Genomic DNA, 15,333 nt, shown 5'->3' with positions numbered 1-15,333 from the left:
AGTTGCACAAAAACCAAAGGCCGCAGATATCGTCTGCGGCCTTGCTATTGCTGATTGTTCTTTAATATCGGAAAGCACCGGAAAACCGGGCCTAGCGCGGCAGGCCCTCGACCTTTTCACCGACCTCAAAGCCCATCTTGTCGGCTGTACCACCATTGAGCTCAAGTACGAAGCGCACCGGCTTGGGCGACGGGATGATGGTTTCCGATTGCGGCACTGTGCGTTTTTCAATGCCAACAATCGTGCCGCTGCCATCGATGAACAGCATATCAAGCGAGATAAAGGTGTTTTTCATCCACATTGAAATGTCGCGTGCGCCACCGAAATCAAACAGCATGCCTGCATCATTTGCCATTTCGGTGCGGAACATCAAACCGCGTGATCGTTCTTCGGGTGTGACGGCCATTTCAACATTATAAACTTCGCCATCGACCAGAATGCGCGATCGTTCAAACCCTGTCGCCTTGGCATTAAGCCCGGCAACCACCGCTGCGCTGATAAAGCACACCACCAAAGTCATCTGAATGAACGACTTCATACCCCATACCCTCTTAGTCTTTTGACGCGTTCCCGGACCTCGCCCCGGATTGCGCCACCCCGCCATGGATCAGCCAAGGTTGTAAACAACTCATCGGCCGGCTGTCTGCCACGGCTATGCGACCATTTTATGACACGCAGGATATTTTCCGCTGTGATGGGTAGCACAGGTGGTATTTCGATCTCGTTAACGGTCGCCCAGACCCCGGACCAACAGCGTGCAACCCCGTATGGACTATATCCTCCGCCTCCAAGAACAAGACTTCTTGGGGCCAGTCTGGTCATCGCCGCCACGACTTCCCAGATCGACTGATTGCCCAAAAGCTGTCTTGAGAGTGGATCTTCGGCAAGCGTATCACATCCGCATTGTAAAACAACAGCTTGTGGCGCAAAACTTAATGCAAGAGGAATCAAATATTCGTGCAGCACAAAGCGCATCTCGTCATCATGCATGCCACCGGGCATCGGAAGATTGCGCGCCATGCCCCCGGCGATATCATCAATCGGCCCGGTCTTTGGCCATAAATCTTCCTGATGCATCGAGACGGTCAGGACCCGGTCATCATCAGCAAAGGCATATTGCACTCCGTCGCCGTGATGGGCGTCAATATCGACATAAAGGACCCGATCAAGCCCCGAATCGAGAAGCGCATAAATCCCCAGAACCGGGTCGTTGAAGTAACAAAATCCCGATGCCCGGTCGCGCAATCCGTGATGGGTTCCGCCTGCCGGATGATGGATGATGCCACCATCAGCAATCAGCTGGGCAGCCATGATCGATGATCCGGCGGCTGTTGCCGGACGCCGGAAAATTTCCGGATAGATCGGATTGCCATTCTTGCCCAGGCCAAAGCGTACCATCATCTCTTCGGGAAGGAATTGATCGCGTTCAGCCTGCATCACGGCATCAACATATTCGCGGTCATGAAAGCGCGATAACTGATCGGCGGTTGCGACCGGACCGGTCAGATAGGTGTCTTCATCCACCCAGCCCAGCGCATGTACCATATCCACCACCAGCGAAACACGCGGGATCGCCAGTGGATGTTTGGGACCATAACTTGAACCACGGTAGATCTCGGCCGCGATCATGCGCGGTGTTTTGTCGGGATGTCGTAAATCAGGCGAGGTCACAATATGCATTCATCTGGTGTTTGAAGTATCGGCATAGCGCAAAGAATTGACGCGTCCCCCCTGTTCACGCAAGCTCTGTTTCACAAGCCTTGCATCCTGACGCTCAACCAAAAGGTTCCGACGTGCCATCGCCCCGCCAAAGCCGCCCTGCCAACAAGTTCAATACGACAGCCCTTCTGATTGCAGCACTGATCATTTTACCCGCCGTCTATTTCATGAACGGGATGATGGATTTTGATCTTTCGGAACGATCCGTTACCGAGATCGGCTTTGATCACGGCCCAGACCACCTGTCCGGGTCGCTTATCCTTCCAAACCAAAATCATGACGGACCAATTGCCCTGATCATTCATGGCGACGGCCCACAGGATCGCTTTTCGGGTGATGGATATTTGCCGCTGTTCAGTGCCCTGCTGGATCAGAATATCGGTATCTATAGCTGGGACAAGGCCGGTATCGGCGAAAGCACAGGCAACTGGCTGGATCAATCCATGAATGATCGTGCGACTGAAGCAGTGGCCGCATTCAAGATGATCACATTACAGCGCCCCGGGAATGCCGGAAAGATCGGTTTTCTTGGTTTCTCGCAGGCCGGTTGGGTCATCCCCAAGGCCGCACAGATTACCCCTGACAACGCATTTGGCGTTATTATCGGCGGGGCTGTTAACTGGCAGGATCAGGGGCGGTATTACACCCGTCAACGCCTTTTGGCCGAAGGCAAAACCGACCGCGAAATCACCGATGCAATCACCCGACGCAAGACACGTGATGCCGTGGTTTTTGCCCCTGATGCTGATTACAATTCATATCTTGAAACCGTTGGACAAGATACCCCTGCCCCGATGTCAGAAGACCGGTTCAACTTCGTCAAACGCAACATCTCTGCAGATGCAAAAGACGATCTTGCGCGTACCACGTCGCCAATACTGGCACTGTTCGGGACAGATGATCTGAATGTCGATGCCAAAACCGATTTCGCAACCTATCAGTCGATTCTGACCGGTCGCAACAAGCATAACGAAACCATCCTGTTTGCCGATGCGACCCACGGGCTTTTGCGCAGCGGTCTGTTTAACTATCAGCTGGCCTCCGACATGCCGGCCACCACACAACTGCTGTTTACCGTCATGGGCCGGGATGCTTATGCCCCGGGCGTGTTGAACAGGCTTTCCACATGGATCGGGAACGTTACGGACCGATCAGATTAAATCATCCTGTCTCTGGTCCGGTGACGGTTTCCCGTTTTGCTTCTGCCAAACCGGCGAACTGCGTGGCCCCTCTTTACCTGTGTCGATTTCTGAGCACGCACTCAATCCCGATGTCATTCGCGGGATGACACCGGGCAACGCATCCCCATATGGGGATATCAGAACCTATACAAACAACTAGTATGATTCTCATACAAAGTGCCCCGCGCCGGGCCCCGCCACCGATATGAAGAGAAGCGCCTTTGATCACCTCAAAAGCACGTCCGTTAAATGTCCTGATCATCGATGACGAAGCCGATATGGGTGAATTCGTTGCCGATGCCATAAGCGCGCTTGGCAACAATGCCGTGGCCGTTTCCGACACGGACGATTTTGTTCGAACCTATTCCACGGCCTTTGACGTCATTATTCTTGATCTGTTCATGCCCAAGCTCGACGGGATCGAAATCATCCGTTTCCTGCATGAAAACAGATCAGACGCATCCCTGATCCTGATGAGCGGCAAGGACAAATCGATCCTTCATGCCGCCTCCGAACTGGCAACCGAACGCAATATCGAAGTTCTCGGCGTTCTGGAAAAACCCTTTACGATTGATCAGCTGGAAGAACTGCTGGGCAAATTCAACATGCCACAGCCCAAGACCGACGAACCGCCAAGCATTGCACCAACCGAAAGCAGCCTTCGGCGCGGTATTGCCAGTCAGGAATTCTTTCTGGTCTATCAGCCGCAATTCAGCATTGCGACTGGCAAGATCGTTGGTGTCGAGGCTCTTCTACGCTGGCAGCACCCGACCCTTGGTCTGCTTCATCCCGGACTTTTTATCCCGCTTGCTGAACAATCGGGGTTGATTAACCAGCTGACCGAGCAGGTTCTCGAACAGGCCCTTGCACAGATGGCGAAATGGGATCACGCCGACATCACAATGTCGATCAATGTCTCGCCGACCACGGTTGTTGATCTTAATATGCCCGAAAAACTTGATGCGATGACAACTGCGCTTGAAATCGATCCGGAAAAGATCGTGATCGAACTGACAGAAACAGCGCTGATGGAAAATGCCAGTCTTTACATGGACATCCTGACACGGCTGCGGATGAAACGGTTCAACCTGTCGATTGACGATTTTGGTACCGGTTACTCGTCCATGCAACATCTCGTACGGATTCCCTTTAACGAACTCAAGATCGACCAATCCTTTGTCCGCCAGATGCTTAAGGATACGGAATGCCGCACGGTCGCACAAATGTCCATTTCCCTTGCGCATGGCCTGAATATGCATGTTGTCGCCGAAGGCATTGAAGATCAGGAAACATTCGATTTGCTCCGGGAACTCGGTTGCGAAATCGGTCAGGGATTTCACATGTCCCACCCGGTCTCGGCCTGGGAAATCGAACATCTTTATCTGTCCTGAGCAGCCCGGCTTCAGACGTTACACCCAACGCCTTGTCACAATATTGGTGATCCCGACATGAAACGCCCCGTCCTTCTTGCCAAGATACTCGCGCCCTTGATTGTGGTGGCCTTTGTCATTGGCGGGGGCGCGCTTTTTGTGTTGTACAAGGAAATCCTTGAAGATCAGCGTCATGCTTTCCTGCGTCTTGCGGTTATCAATGCAGAACTGATCAATGCGGTTGCCGCCGACAACAGACCTGATGAACCGGGAAATGACAAGGACCCGGCATTCAACGCCATCCTTTCGCAAATACATTCTGCCTTTAACAACCTTTCATCACTGGATGCATCCGGGGAACTGTTCATTGTCCAGCGTGAAGGCGATCAAATTCGAATTCTGGTGCATCAGGAACGCAAGGCCGAAAAAGATGACCACCCTGCCCTGATCAGCATCACCGATCCATATGCCGAGCCGATGCTTGCGGCACTGTCGGGATATGCCGGTACAAGCTGGGTCACCGACAGCCATGATCATGACGTTCTGACTGCCTATGCCCCGGCACAAAATCTGGGTGTTGCTGTGGTGGTTGGCATCCCCAAAGACAAGCTGCTTGAACCCTTTGTTTCAACCAGTATTGCGCTGATTATCATTGGCATCGCCGCCATTGGTCTCGCCACTGCCTTTACCCATTCCCAGGTGACCTATGTCATCAACCGGTTCCTTTATACGCAAAAACATTTGCAAAAGGCTCTGGAGGAAACGCACAGAGCGCAAGACATGCTTGAACAGGCGCTGAACTCAATCAGCGAGGGTTTTGCCCTGTTTGATGCCCAAGATCGGCTGGTGATTTGCAATGATGTCTATCGCCAGATTTATCGAAACCACGCAGATGCGCTCAAACCCGGTGCCACATTTGAAGAAATTCTGCGTATCGGACTGGCACGCGGGACATTTCCAGATGCATTTGATGTCGAGGAAATCTGGCTTGCCGATCGTATGGCAGAGCATCACAAAGACAACAGCAAGCTGGAAGAACAGGTTGGAGATCGCTGGATCCTGATCTCGGAACGTCGCACTCAGGATGGTGGCATCGTTGGCGTCCGCACCGATATCACCGAGCTGAAACGCAAAGAGCGTGAACTGCGCGATAGCGAGAAAAAATTCCGCGACTTTACCGTTACTGCGTCTGACTGGGTCTGGGAAACCGATCCCCAACATCGCATAAGTCAAACCAGTATGCAGCACATTGGAAACGTCAATATTGACCTTGACGCACTGATCGGCAAGCGGCGTGACGAATTCACAGCGGAACCGGCAAATACGCCCAAATGGCACGACCACTATCAAGCACTTGATGAACGCCGTCCTTTCAAGGACTTTCAATATCGCATCACCATGGCCGATGATGCGATCAGAACCATCTCGATTTCCGGCATCCCGGTGTTTGACGATTACGGAATTTTTCGGGGCTATCGCGGCACGGGCCGCGACATCACTGATCTGATCGAAAGCCGCGAACGGTTTCGCGTGGCATTTGAAAGTGTCACGGTTGGCATCATCTTTGCCGATGAAAAAGGCACGATCGAAGGGTTCAATCCCGAAGCCGAGAAGATCTTTGGCTATGCCGCCGAAGAAGTACTGGGACAGAATGTCTCAATCCTGATGCCCAACCCGGACCATGCAAGTCATGACGACTATATCAAAAATTACCTTGGTACGGGTGATGCCCAGATCATCGGCATCGGCCGCGAGGTCAAGGGCAAGCGCAAAAATGAGACGATCTTCCCGATGAATCTCGGTATTGCCGAGATGAATGTTCAGGGCCGCCGCCACTTCATCGCATCCATCACGGACCTGACAGTTGAACACGCACTTGAACGACAATTGCGCCGATCACAAAAGATGGAGGCCATCGGCCAGCTTACCGGTGGTGTCGCCCATGACTTCAACAATTTGCTCGGTATCATCATCGGCAATCTTGATCTTGCCCGCCGTCAGATTGACGAGACATCACCCGTCACCAAGTTTATCGGAAAGGCACTGACCGCGGCTGATCGCGGCGCGACCCTGACGCGCAGATTGCTGAATTTTTCCCGTCAGGCCCCCGAGGAAAACGCCGCAGTCATCCTCAATGACGTTCTGGGCGACCTTAAAGAACTTGTTGGAAAATCAATAACATCAAGCATCGCCTTTACGCTCAGCCTGACGGAAAACATCCCCCCGGTTCGCATTAACCAGGGGGATTTCGAAGATGCCATTATCAATCTTGCCGTCAATGCACGCGATGCCATGCCAGATGGGGGGCGACTGACCATCAAGACCAAACTGACCCGGATTGATGCACTGAGCAGCAACATCGTTCAGCGCATTCCCCCCGGCACATATGTAGAACTTGACGTCAGTGACAATGGCGCTGGCATGCCCCCCGAGATCGGCGCTCAGATTTTTCAACCCTTCTTTACCACCAAGGAACGCGGCAAAGGTACCGGGCTTGGTCTTGCAATGGTGTATGGCTTTGTTAAACGTTCGGGCGGATATATTTCGGTCTATTCCGAACTTGGTATCGGAACCACATTCCGCATCTATCTGCCCGTCGCCGACGAGGCAAGCCAAACCGAGACAGGCAATCAGCGCAGGGACGACACCGAACCTGTGCATGGTACGGAAACGATTCTGATCGTTGATGACGAACAGGAACTGGCCGAAATCGCATCCATAGTCCTGAACAAATATGGTTACAGGACCATTTTGGCTCATAGCGGCAAAGAGGCCCTTGAACAGATCGAGAAACATCCCGAAATCGACATCCTGTTTACCGATGTGATCATGCCTGGCGGGATGAACGGCATTGAACTTAGTGACAGGGCCTGTGAAATGCGCCCGGGCCTTGCGGTATTGACCTGCTCGGGCTTTACCGCCGATGTATTACAGGAACGCCCCGACGACAAACCGATCTATCCCCTGATCAGCAAACCCTATACGAATATCGAGCTTGCCCACGCGGTCCGCAAAACGCTTGATATTACAGAACCGGCGTAATGAATGGGCAAGAGCTGATTGTGTGTTCAGGAAGTACTCGCGCGCGGACGGATGATCTTGCCGCTTTTGCGTTGTTCAAACAGATGTGCAATCCAGCCTGCCATGCGCCCGACAGCAAAGATGCCAAGTCCAGCCCCCTTCGGCAGATCAAGTTCACGCTCAATCAGGGCCAGACCGAAATCCAGACTGGGATACTGGCCTGTTCTGTCAGCAACTTCGCGTGCAATCCGTGCCCAGAATGCGTCGCCTGTTTGCCCGCAAGCTTCCATGATCGCACGTGTGCGCGGATCACCATCGGGATATAGGGGATGCCCAAATCCCGGTGGCACCTGCCTGATTTCATAATGCCCCTTGATCCCCGTTTCCTTTTCGACCTGATCCATCCATGCCCTGCATCTGGGTGTCAGGCCGCCATGTCGCGCCCCTGAAAGGGTTGAAAGACCTGCCATCAATGACGCGGGCAACGTCGCCCCTGCCGACGCAGCCACCCGCACGGCATAGGCTGACGCATTAAGTTCATGATCGGCACACAAAACCAGAGACAGTCGCAACAGTTCTGCGGCGTCATCACGTTTCGACCATGCCTTTGCCAGCACCAAATGGATCGGGCTTTGACCATCGTCGGGCTGTCCGGCGGCAGCCAATGCAGCGAGACGCATGATCTTTGCAGCGGCCGGTCGCCCGTCACCTTGCCCTGCACCTGTCATCCGACCCGCCATCATTGCCACCATGCGCTGGAACGGCAATGCGTGGTCAGCGGGAATGAAATCCGCCGCCGCATTCAGGGCCGGGTCGCATCGTAGACCGGCAAGAAGGTTGGCGGCCTCTTCAAGTGTCATGGCTTGCGCAAGCGTCACTGCATTTCGGCCGCGATAATAAAACTGCCCGTCGGCAATGCGGGTGATCTCCGACACAAGGATCGGCTCCCCCCAATCGATGGTCGATGCCGCGACGGATTGCCGTGAACGGCCACGTCTTTTACGGTCGTGAAGCTTGGCAACGTCACGCCGGTCATACAGGCTTTTGCGGGCATCGCCGGGATGGGCAATGGCACGAACGATCCCGCGACTGACATAGGCATAAAGCGTATCGCGCGATATCCCGACCTGCGCACAGACTTCATGTGCCGCAAGGGTACAAAATGATCCGTCATCAGAATTTTTCATATTGATTATCTTGATCAAGATTGACGATTTGTCCAGTCCCGCATGATGCTTTCCTGACGCGCCGTTTTGTTTGCAAAAAGGAACTGCCCCATGCTTGACTGCTTCAATGACCAGATTGCCGATGCGCTTGGACTGGCAACCACGCCGAATTTCGAAGTCACCGGGACTGAAAGCCTGCCATCCTTCTTTGCTGTGACCGATCTTGCCTGTGCGTCCATCGGGATGGCAACCGCAATGATTGCACACTGGCGCGGGCTTCATCACGGATCGGATGCACCGGTTCAGATTGATCGCAGATTGGCATCCAGGTGGTTTGACATGACCATCCGCCCGCAAGGCTGGACCTTGCCCGGCAAATGGGATCCGCTGGCGGGCGACTATGAAACCAGCGATGGCTGGATCCGGCTGCACACCAATGCCCCGCATCACCGCAAGGCGGCTTTGTCTGTTTTGGGGCATCATGAAACGCACGACAGCCTTTCGCCAGCCGTTCGCGGGTGGTCGGCAGATGATCTTGAAACTGAAATTGTTGCGGCAAATGGCTGTGCGGCAACCATGCGCGGTATTGCGGATTGGGAGAACCACCCGCAAGGTCACGCCGTTCGCGCCGAACCACTGATCGACTGGCTCGACCATGGCAATGTTTCGATACCTGCCAAGTCAGTTGATCCGGCACGTCCGCTTGCTGGTGTTCGTGTCCTTGACCTCACTCGTGTCCTCGCCGGGCCGGTTGCCGGCCGTTTTCTTGCGGCGTTCGGTGCAGATGTTCTGCGCATTGATCCGCCGGGCTGGAACGAAGGTGCCGTCATTCCCGAAGTTACCCTTGGCAAACGCTGCGCAGGACTTGATCTGCATGCACCTGAAGACCGCAAACGGTTTGAAGACCTTATCTCGGATGCCGATATCCTGTTGCATGGCTATCGCCCCGATGCCCTGTCCGGACTTGGCTATGACGGCAAGACCCTTCGTTCGATCAACCCGGCATTGATTGACGTTACGCTCTGCGCTTATGGCTGGACCGGACCCTGGGCGCAGCGTCGCGGTTTTGACAGCCTTGTCCAGATGAGCTGCGGTATTGCCGACTGGGGCATGAAGCACGCAAAGGCATCCAAACCTTTACCGCTTCCGGTTCAGGCCCTTGATCACGCCACAGGGTATCTGATGGCTGCCAGTGCGGTGCGCGCCCTGTTCAAACGCCAGAGTAGTGGTTCAATCACGACTGCCCGCCATTCACTGGCGCAAACAGCGCATCTGCTGTGCCAATCTGCGCGCACCACCCTTGACGGTATCATCCGGGATGAACAACCGGATGATCTTGACAAAACCATTGAAAACACCAGCTGGGGACCGGCTCATCGCATTGCCTTTCCTGCAAATATCAAGGGCGTTAGGCATCATTGGGCGCACCCGGCCGGATCACTGCGTCGCGATGCCCCGAACTGGTGAATTATGATCGGGATTAAAGACACAAATTGTCACAAACCTTGACGGGAGCAATTTGTCTGCGCATAGTCCCGTCATCTCCGGGGGGGCCGATCGTGAATTGGCTGAGAGGTTCGGTGTTGCCGAACGACCCTTTGAACCTGAACCGGTTAAGACCGGCGTAGGAAGGATCGAATGCGCAACACAGAACAAACGTCCGTCGGGACGCAAAATCCAACCAGATTTGATGTTCACCTGTCCGGTGCCCGTGTGGCCTTTGGCAGCGCGGATATTTTCCATGACCTTGACCTGACCCTTAAGGCCGGAAGCTTTACCTGTTTGCTTGGCCCAAGCGGTGTTGGCAAAAGCACGCTTTTGCGCTACCTCGCCGGTCTGGTCGAAGGCGATGTTAGCGGCAATATCACCTGTTCGGACGGCCAAATCCTTAAGAACCGCGTTGCCTATATGGCGCAGCAGGACCTGCTCTTGCCCTGGCGCACCGTGCGCGAGAATGTCGAACTGGGCGCGGTCCTTCGTGGCGAGCGGCCAGATCATAAGCGCGCCGAACAACTCATTGGACAAGTTGGCCTGACGGATGCCGCACATCTGCGTCCGGCAAAACTTTCGGGCGGGATGAAACAGCGCGCAGCCCTTGCCCGTACCCTGATGGAAGATCGTCCGGTTGTCCTGATGGATGAACCGTTTTCCGCCCTTGATCCGGTCAACCGCCTGCGTTTGCAGGAACTGGCCGCACGGGTACTGCGCGGCAAGACGGTTCTGCTTGTGACCCATGATCCGCTCGAAGCGTTGCGGCTTGGCGATAATGTTCACGTCCTTTCAGGGACCCCGGCCACCCTTCAGGACGCCATCATGCCAAGCGGTCAAAGCCCGCGCGAGATTGCTGATCCCGACATTCTGGCAAAGCAGGCCGAATTGCTGCGTCAACTGGGTGCGGAGATCGCATTATGAGCAGTCAAAACAATCCTCATACCAATGCAAAATCAATCCCGCTGTCAGAACGTCGCTGGCTCAAACTTGCGCGACCGGTGATTATTGTTGTTGCCCTGATTGCCACATGGCAGGTGCTGGTCATTATGACCGGTGCGCCGAAATACATGCTGCCGCCCCCGGCAGATGTCTGGAACACCCTGATTTCCCGGCATGATGTTCTGTTTGATCACGCCCGCTATACGATTGCGGAAACCGTGATCGGCCTGTTTGCCGGGGCAGCTCTTGGCACGCTGGCGGCCATTCCGATGGCATTGTTTTCACCGGTACGGTTCTGGTTGATGCCAATCCTTCTGGTGTCCCAGGCCATTCCATTCTTTGCGCTTGCCCCGCTTCTCGTCCTTTGGCTTGGCTTTGGCCTGGCATCCAAAATCGCCATGGCCGCGTTGATCATTTTCTTCCCGGTCACCGTGGCCTTCTTTGACGGGCTGGCACGCACCGAAACCGGATGGCTTGATCTGGCACGCACCATGGGGGCAAGTCGCTGGCGGCTTTTGACCCATATCCGTTTGCCTGCAGCCCTTCCGGCCTTTGCTTCGGGGTTCCGGGTGGCCACCGCCGTCGCCCCGATTGGCGCTGTGATTGGCGAATGGGTGGGTTCAAGCCACGGGCTTGGCTATCTGATGCTGCATGCCAATGCCCGGGTGCAGATTGATATGGTTTTTGCCTGTCTTCTGATCCTGTGCGCTTTTTCGATCACGCAATATTTCATTGTTGATTGCATCCTGCGCGCCGCCCTGCCCTGGCAGCCCGACAGCCTGAAACCGGCCCGGTAATACAATTCCCCGCCGCCAGATTGGCTGCGGTTTAAATCCTCATACTTATAATCTGGCGCATCTTACGGAGGTTCATCCATGTCACGCCTTAAATCCATGATCACCGCGACCGCACTGGGCGCAATTGTTCTTGGAACGTCTTCAACCGCCTTTGCCGCAGACAAGCTGGTCATTCTTCTTGACTGGTTCGTGAACCCCGATCACGCACCGCTGATCGTCGCCAAGGAAAAGGGCTTCTTTGACAAGCATGACCTTGATGTTGAGCTGATCGAACCAAGCGACCCCTCAGCCCCGCCGCGCCTTGTCGCTGCCGGTCAGGGCGATGTTGCCGTTAACTATCAGCCCCAGCTTCATGTTCAGGCCGCCGAAGGATTGCCGTTAACGCGTATCGGCACGCTGGTCGCCACCCCGCTTAACAGCCTGATCGTCCTGAAAGACGGTCCGATCAAGGAGATTGCCGATCTTAAGGGCAAGAAAATCGGCTATTCTCTGGCCGGGTTTGAAGATGCGTTGCTTGGCACCATGCTGGGCAATCATGGAGTATCGATGGATGATGTCGAGCTGATCAATGTGAACTTCTCGCTGTCGCCTTCGCTTTATTCCGGTCAGGTCGATGCCATTATTGGCGGCTATCGCAATTTCGAACTCAACCAGATGGAAATCGAAGGTAAACCGGGCAAGGCATTTTATGTCGAGGAAGAAGGCGTTCCGCCCTATGACGAGCTGATCCTGACCGTGCGAAACGACAAGATCGATGATCCGCGCTTTGCCCGGATGCTGGCCGCCCTCGAAGAAGGCGTGCAATATCTGATCAACCATCCCGATGACAGCTGGAAGGCCTTTATCGCGGCCTATCCGAACCTTGATGATGAACTCAATATCAAGGCATGGGCAGATACCCTGCCGCGTTTTGCCCTGCGTCCGGCGGCATTGGACAAGGCACGCTATGCCCGTTTTGCCGATTACATGGTCAAACAGGGCCTGATCAAGGAAAGCCCGGCGCTTGAAACCTACGCCACCGTGATCGAATAACCAACAAGCCCCCTGCTTCCGCAGCGCTTTCCCGGTGGATGCGGAAGCATTGGTCTGTATATCCGCATGTGCAGACCAAACCGGAAGGCCGGAACGTGCGCCCCTCGTTCCGGCCTTTCACTTGCAATGGTCTGTTTGACGTTTACCTTATGGTCACCTGCACATGCCGCAAAGATCATGTGTCTTCCGTTTTTCGTCAGGCCATTTTGCGTCAGGACAGCCACGTGCAAATCAGAACCAAGCCCGATCACCATACCGAAACCGGTTTTGAAAACCGTCATCCCCTGCCTGATCCGGTCAAACGGTCTTTCTGGCGGTTCTTGCGGCGGCGGTTTCTTGGCAATGACAATTGGCCCAAGGCAAAGCACCAGATCGGCAAAATTCCGACCGAAGTCCCCGACCACGACGCCATTCAAAATCCCGACCCGGCGCGTCTGCAGGTCACATGGGTCGGTCATGCCACTGTTCTTGTCCAGTATGGCGGGCTTAACATTCTGACCGATCCGGTCTTTTCGGATCGGGCATCGCCTTTTAAACGGGTTGGTCCAAAACGATACAGCCAACCGGGTTTAAGCATTGATCAGCTGCCTGAACTTGATCTGGTGTTGCTGTCACACAATCACTATGACCATTTCGATGTCGCCAGCCTGACCGCACTTGGCAATGCGCCACGCTATATCCTGCCGCTTAAAAATGGTGCCTTGCTTGAAAAGGCGGGCGTTACGCCTGATCGTTATAGCGAGATGGATTGGGATGACACGATCCTGCATGGGAATGTCAAAATCACCCATGTCCCGTCCAACCACTGGTCAAGCCGCACAACCAAGGACCGCAAGGAAATGCTGTGGGGTGGTTACATCCTTGAATTCGGGGATGGCTACCGGTTCTATTTTGTTGGCGATACCGGGTGGAACGAAGCCCTTTATACCGAGATGGGCGAAATCCATGGCGGTATTGACTTTGGCCTGATCCCGATCGGGGCCTATGACCCGCGCGATTTCATGCGCAATTCCCACTGCAATCCCGAAGAAGCGGTTCAGATCATGCAAGTCATGGGCGTCAAGAAGGCCCTTGCCATTCACTGGGGCACATTTGTTCTGACCGCTGAACCGGTTGATGAGCCGCCCGTCCGACTGGCATCCGCGCTTAAACGTGCCGGACTTGGGGATGATGATTTCATCGCTCCGCCGATTGGCGCGACCCGGTTTTTTGAGGGCAGAATGGCAAAGGACCAGACAACCACGCCACAAGCCGCCAAAACAGTGGCCCCGGCACAACCATCTGGTCCTGAAAATCAAACGCGTGTGCGCGGACGACGGACCGAACCATCTTCAAAGCGCGACAGTTCCATACCGGCAAGGGTGATGGATGGCTGACCGGTGGTGATCCAGTCGGCCAAGACCTTGCCAACGACCGGCCCCATGGCAAATCCGTGGCCAGAGAAACCGGTGGCGACAAAGAAGTGTTTCGGGTTGTCGAACTGATCAATCACCGGTACCGCATCCGGCGTGACATCAATGTCACCGGCCCATTTATCGACAATGCCGACCTGCTTGATCTGCGGAAAGACCTTTTGCAGATTGGCCATCGCGTTGCTGACGCGGACCTTATAGGGCTCCGCCTGATTGGTGCGGCGTCCGATCATCGGTTGTTTCGATGCCTCTGATCCCGGCATCCGGTCGACAAGATCGTCAAAGAACCGCTTGTTAAAGTGGAACTTGAAGGTCGCCCAGTTATCAAAAAGCCCCGGTGCAAACGCCTTGGCATATTTGAAGCGCCCCAGTGTCAGATCAATATCAGTCATGAATTCGTCGGCAATATTCATAGAACCGTCGGTGCGCTGACGAAATGCCAGACCGGCGGCAAGCGTTCCAGCCGCCGAGATATCGGGAACCGGCGTTGTTCTGATGACTGTGCCACGTGTGGTTTGCTGCGGAAGCCTGCGGCCAAATTTGGCAACGAATTTATGGGTGGCGGCACCTGCGGCACAGATCACATATTTGCATTTGATCTCGCCCTTTTCCGACACGACCGAACTGATCGCACCAGCCGTTGTTTCAATCGAAAGCGCACCGCATCCTTCGGCAATCACGGCCCCCATTTCACTGGCGCGCTTGGCAATTGCCGGTGCGGCCTTTTTGGGTTCGGCCTGCCCGTCGGATGGGGTGTAGATGCCCCCAACTCCCGGAGTGGTGATGCCGGGCGTGATTTTCTCGACCCCTTTGGGGGACAGCACCTGGGTTTCGATTTCAAATCCCTTGGCATCTTCGATCCACTGTTCGTAGTCCGCCATTTCCGCGTCATCGCGCGCGACAAACAGAACCCCGCCCTGACGCCATTCAAGATCGGTATCCAGTTCCTTTTCCAGTCCCTGCCAGATGCGATTGCATTCGATCATCAATGGCAGTTCAACCGGATCGCGTCCCTGTTGACGCACAAAGCCCCATGCCCGGCCCGACTGATGGGATGCAATCGTATCCTTTTCCAGAAGGACGACTTTCATGCCCGCCTTGGTCAGGTAATAGGCACTGGATGCGCCATGAATTCCGCCGCCAATAACAACGACGTCACATTCCTTGGGCAGTTCGATTTCGGGGTATTTCGTCATGTGGGGACC

General features: G+C 54.7%; 12 protein-coding genes and 1 riboswitch. Of the genes, 8 read left to right on the top strand and 4 right to left on the bottom strand.

Going from position 1 to position 15,333, the window contains the following annotated elements; translation table 11 throughout:
- Positions 1-91 precede the first annotated feature (91 nt).
- Both ACTU44_RS11115 and ACTU44_RS11110 read right to left on the bottom strand, forming a co-directional pair.
- Complete coding sequence (locus ACTU44_RS11115) at positions 92-538, bottom strand: DUF192 domain-containing protein (protein ID WP_114097602.1); 447 nt, start codon at positions 536-538, stop codon at positions 92-94.
- The gene (locus ACTU44_RS11110) at positions 535-1,680 is read right to left on the bottom strand and encodes an acetoin utilization protein AcuC (protein WP_462095405.1); all 1,146 of its coding nucleotides are present in this window, start codon (positions 1,678-1,680) and stop codon (positions 535-537) included. Before ACTU44_RS11110 ends, ACTU44_RS11115 begins: the two co-directional genes overlap by 4 nt.
- 113 nt (positions 1,681-1,793) lie before the next feature.
- On the opposite strand from ACTU44_RS11110, the gene ACTU44_RS11105 reads away from it, so the two are divergent.
- The 3 genes from ACTU44_RS11105 to ACTU44_RS11095 all read left to right on the top strand — a co-directional run bounded on the left by ACTU44_RS11105 (position 1,794) and on the right by ACTU44_RS11095 (position 7,312).
- Entirely contained in the window at positions 1,794-2,879 is a 1,086-nt protein-coding gene (locus ACTU44_RS11105) for an alpha/beta hydrolase family protein (protein WP_462095404.1), read from the top strand.
- Positions 2,880-3,121: 242 nt separating this feature from the next.
- A complete protein-coding gene (locus tag ACTU44_RS11100; RefSeq protein WP_114097600.1) occupies positions 3,122-4,291 on the top strand; it encodes a GGDEF/EAL domain-containing response regulator in 1,170 nt (389 codons plus the stop codon).
- Between the two features lie 57 nt (positions 4,292-4,348).
- Positions 4,349-7,312, top strand: a complete 2,964-nt coding sequence (locus ACTU44_RS11095) for a PAS domain S-box protein (RefSeq protein WP_462095403.1) — start codon at positions 4,349-4,351, stop codon at positions 7,310-7,312.
- Positions 7,313-7,338: 26 nt separating this feature from the next.
- Here ACTU44_RS11095 and ACTU44_RS11090 read toward each other — a convergent pair whose 3' ends face one another.
- Complete coding sequence (locus ACTU44_RS11090; protein ID WP_462095402.1) at positions 7,339-8,478, bottom strand: citrate synthase; 1,140 nt, start codon at positions 8,476-8,478, stop codon at positions 7,339-7,341.
- 90 nt (positions 8,479-8,568) lie between these two features.
- Here ACTU44_RS11090 and ACTU44_RS11085 point away from each other — a divergent pair, with 90 nt between their 5' ends.
- From ACTU44_RS11085 to ACTU44_RS11065, 5 genes are all read left to right on the top strand, one after another.
- Positions 8,569-9,924, top strand: a complete 1,356-nt coding sequence (locus tag ACTU44_RS11085) for a CoA transferase (RefSeq protein WP_462095401.1) — start codon at positions 8,569-8,571, stop codon at positions 9,922-9,924.
- Positions 9,925-9,993: 69 nt separating this feature from the next.
- A riboswitch (TPP riboswitch) is annotated at positions 9,994-10,105 on the top strand.
- The gene (locus ACTU44_RS11080; protein ID WP_462095400.1) at positions 10,096-10,869 is read left to right on the top strand and encodes an ABC transporter ATP-binding protein; all 774 of its coding nucleotides are present in this window, start codon (positions 10,096-10,098) and stop codon (positions 10,867-10,869) included. Its footprint overlaps the riboswitch before it by 10 nt.
- The gene (locus tag ACTU44_RS11075) at positions 10,866-11,684 is read left to right on the top strand and encodes an ABC transporter permease (RefSeq protein WP_462095399.1); all 819 of its coding nucleotides are present in this window, start codon (positions 10,866-10,868) and stop codon (positions 11,682-11,684) included. The genes ACTU44_RS11080 and ACTU44_RS11075 overlap by 4 nt, the downstream gene beginning before the upstream one ends.
- 78 nt (positions 11,685-11,762) lie before the next feature.
- The gene (locus ACTU44_RS11070; protein WP_462095398.1) at positions 11,763-12,716 is read left to right on the top strand and encodes an ABC transporter substrate-binding protein; all 954 of its coding nucleotides are present in this window, start codon (positions 11,763-11,765) and stop codon (positions 12,714-12,716) included.
- A gap of 224 nt (positions 12,717-12,940) precedes the next feature.
- Entirely contained in the window at positions 12,941-14,092 is a 1,152-nt protein-coding gene (locus ACTU44_RS11065) for an MBL fold metallo-hydrolase (protein WP_462095397.1), read from the top strand.
- On the opposite strand, the gene ACTU44_RS11060 is transcribed toward ACTU44_RS11065, so the two are convergent.
- Positions 14,011-15,324, bottom strand: a complete 1,314-nt coding sequence (locus ACTU44_RS11060) for an NAD(P)/FAD-dependent oxidoreductase (protein WP_114097593.1) — start codon at positions 15,322-15,324, stop codon at positions 14,011-14,013. The two genes, ACTU44_RS11065 and ACTU44_RS11060, sit on opposite strands and share 82 nt — an antisense overlap.
- Between the last annotated feature and the right edge of the window lie 9 nt (positions 15,325-15,333).

This window comes from Thalassospira sp. SM2505 (genome assembly GCF_054901115.1).
Note: the sequence above shows the minus strand (reverse complement) of the source record. Positions and strands in the feature narration are given on the sequence as shown.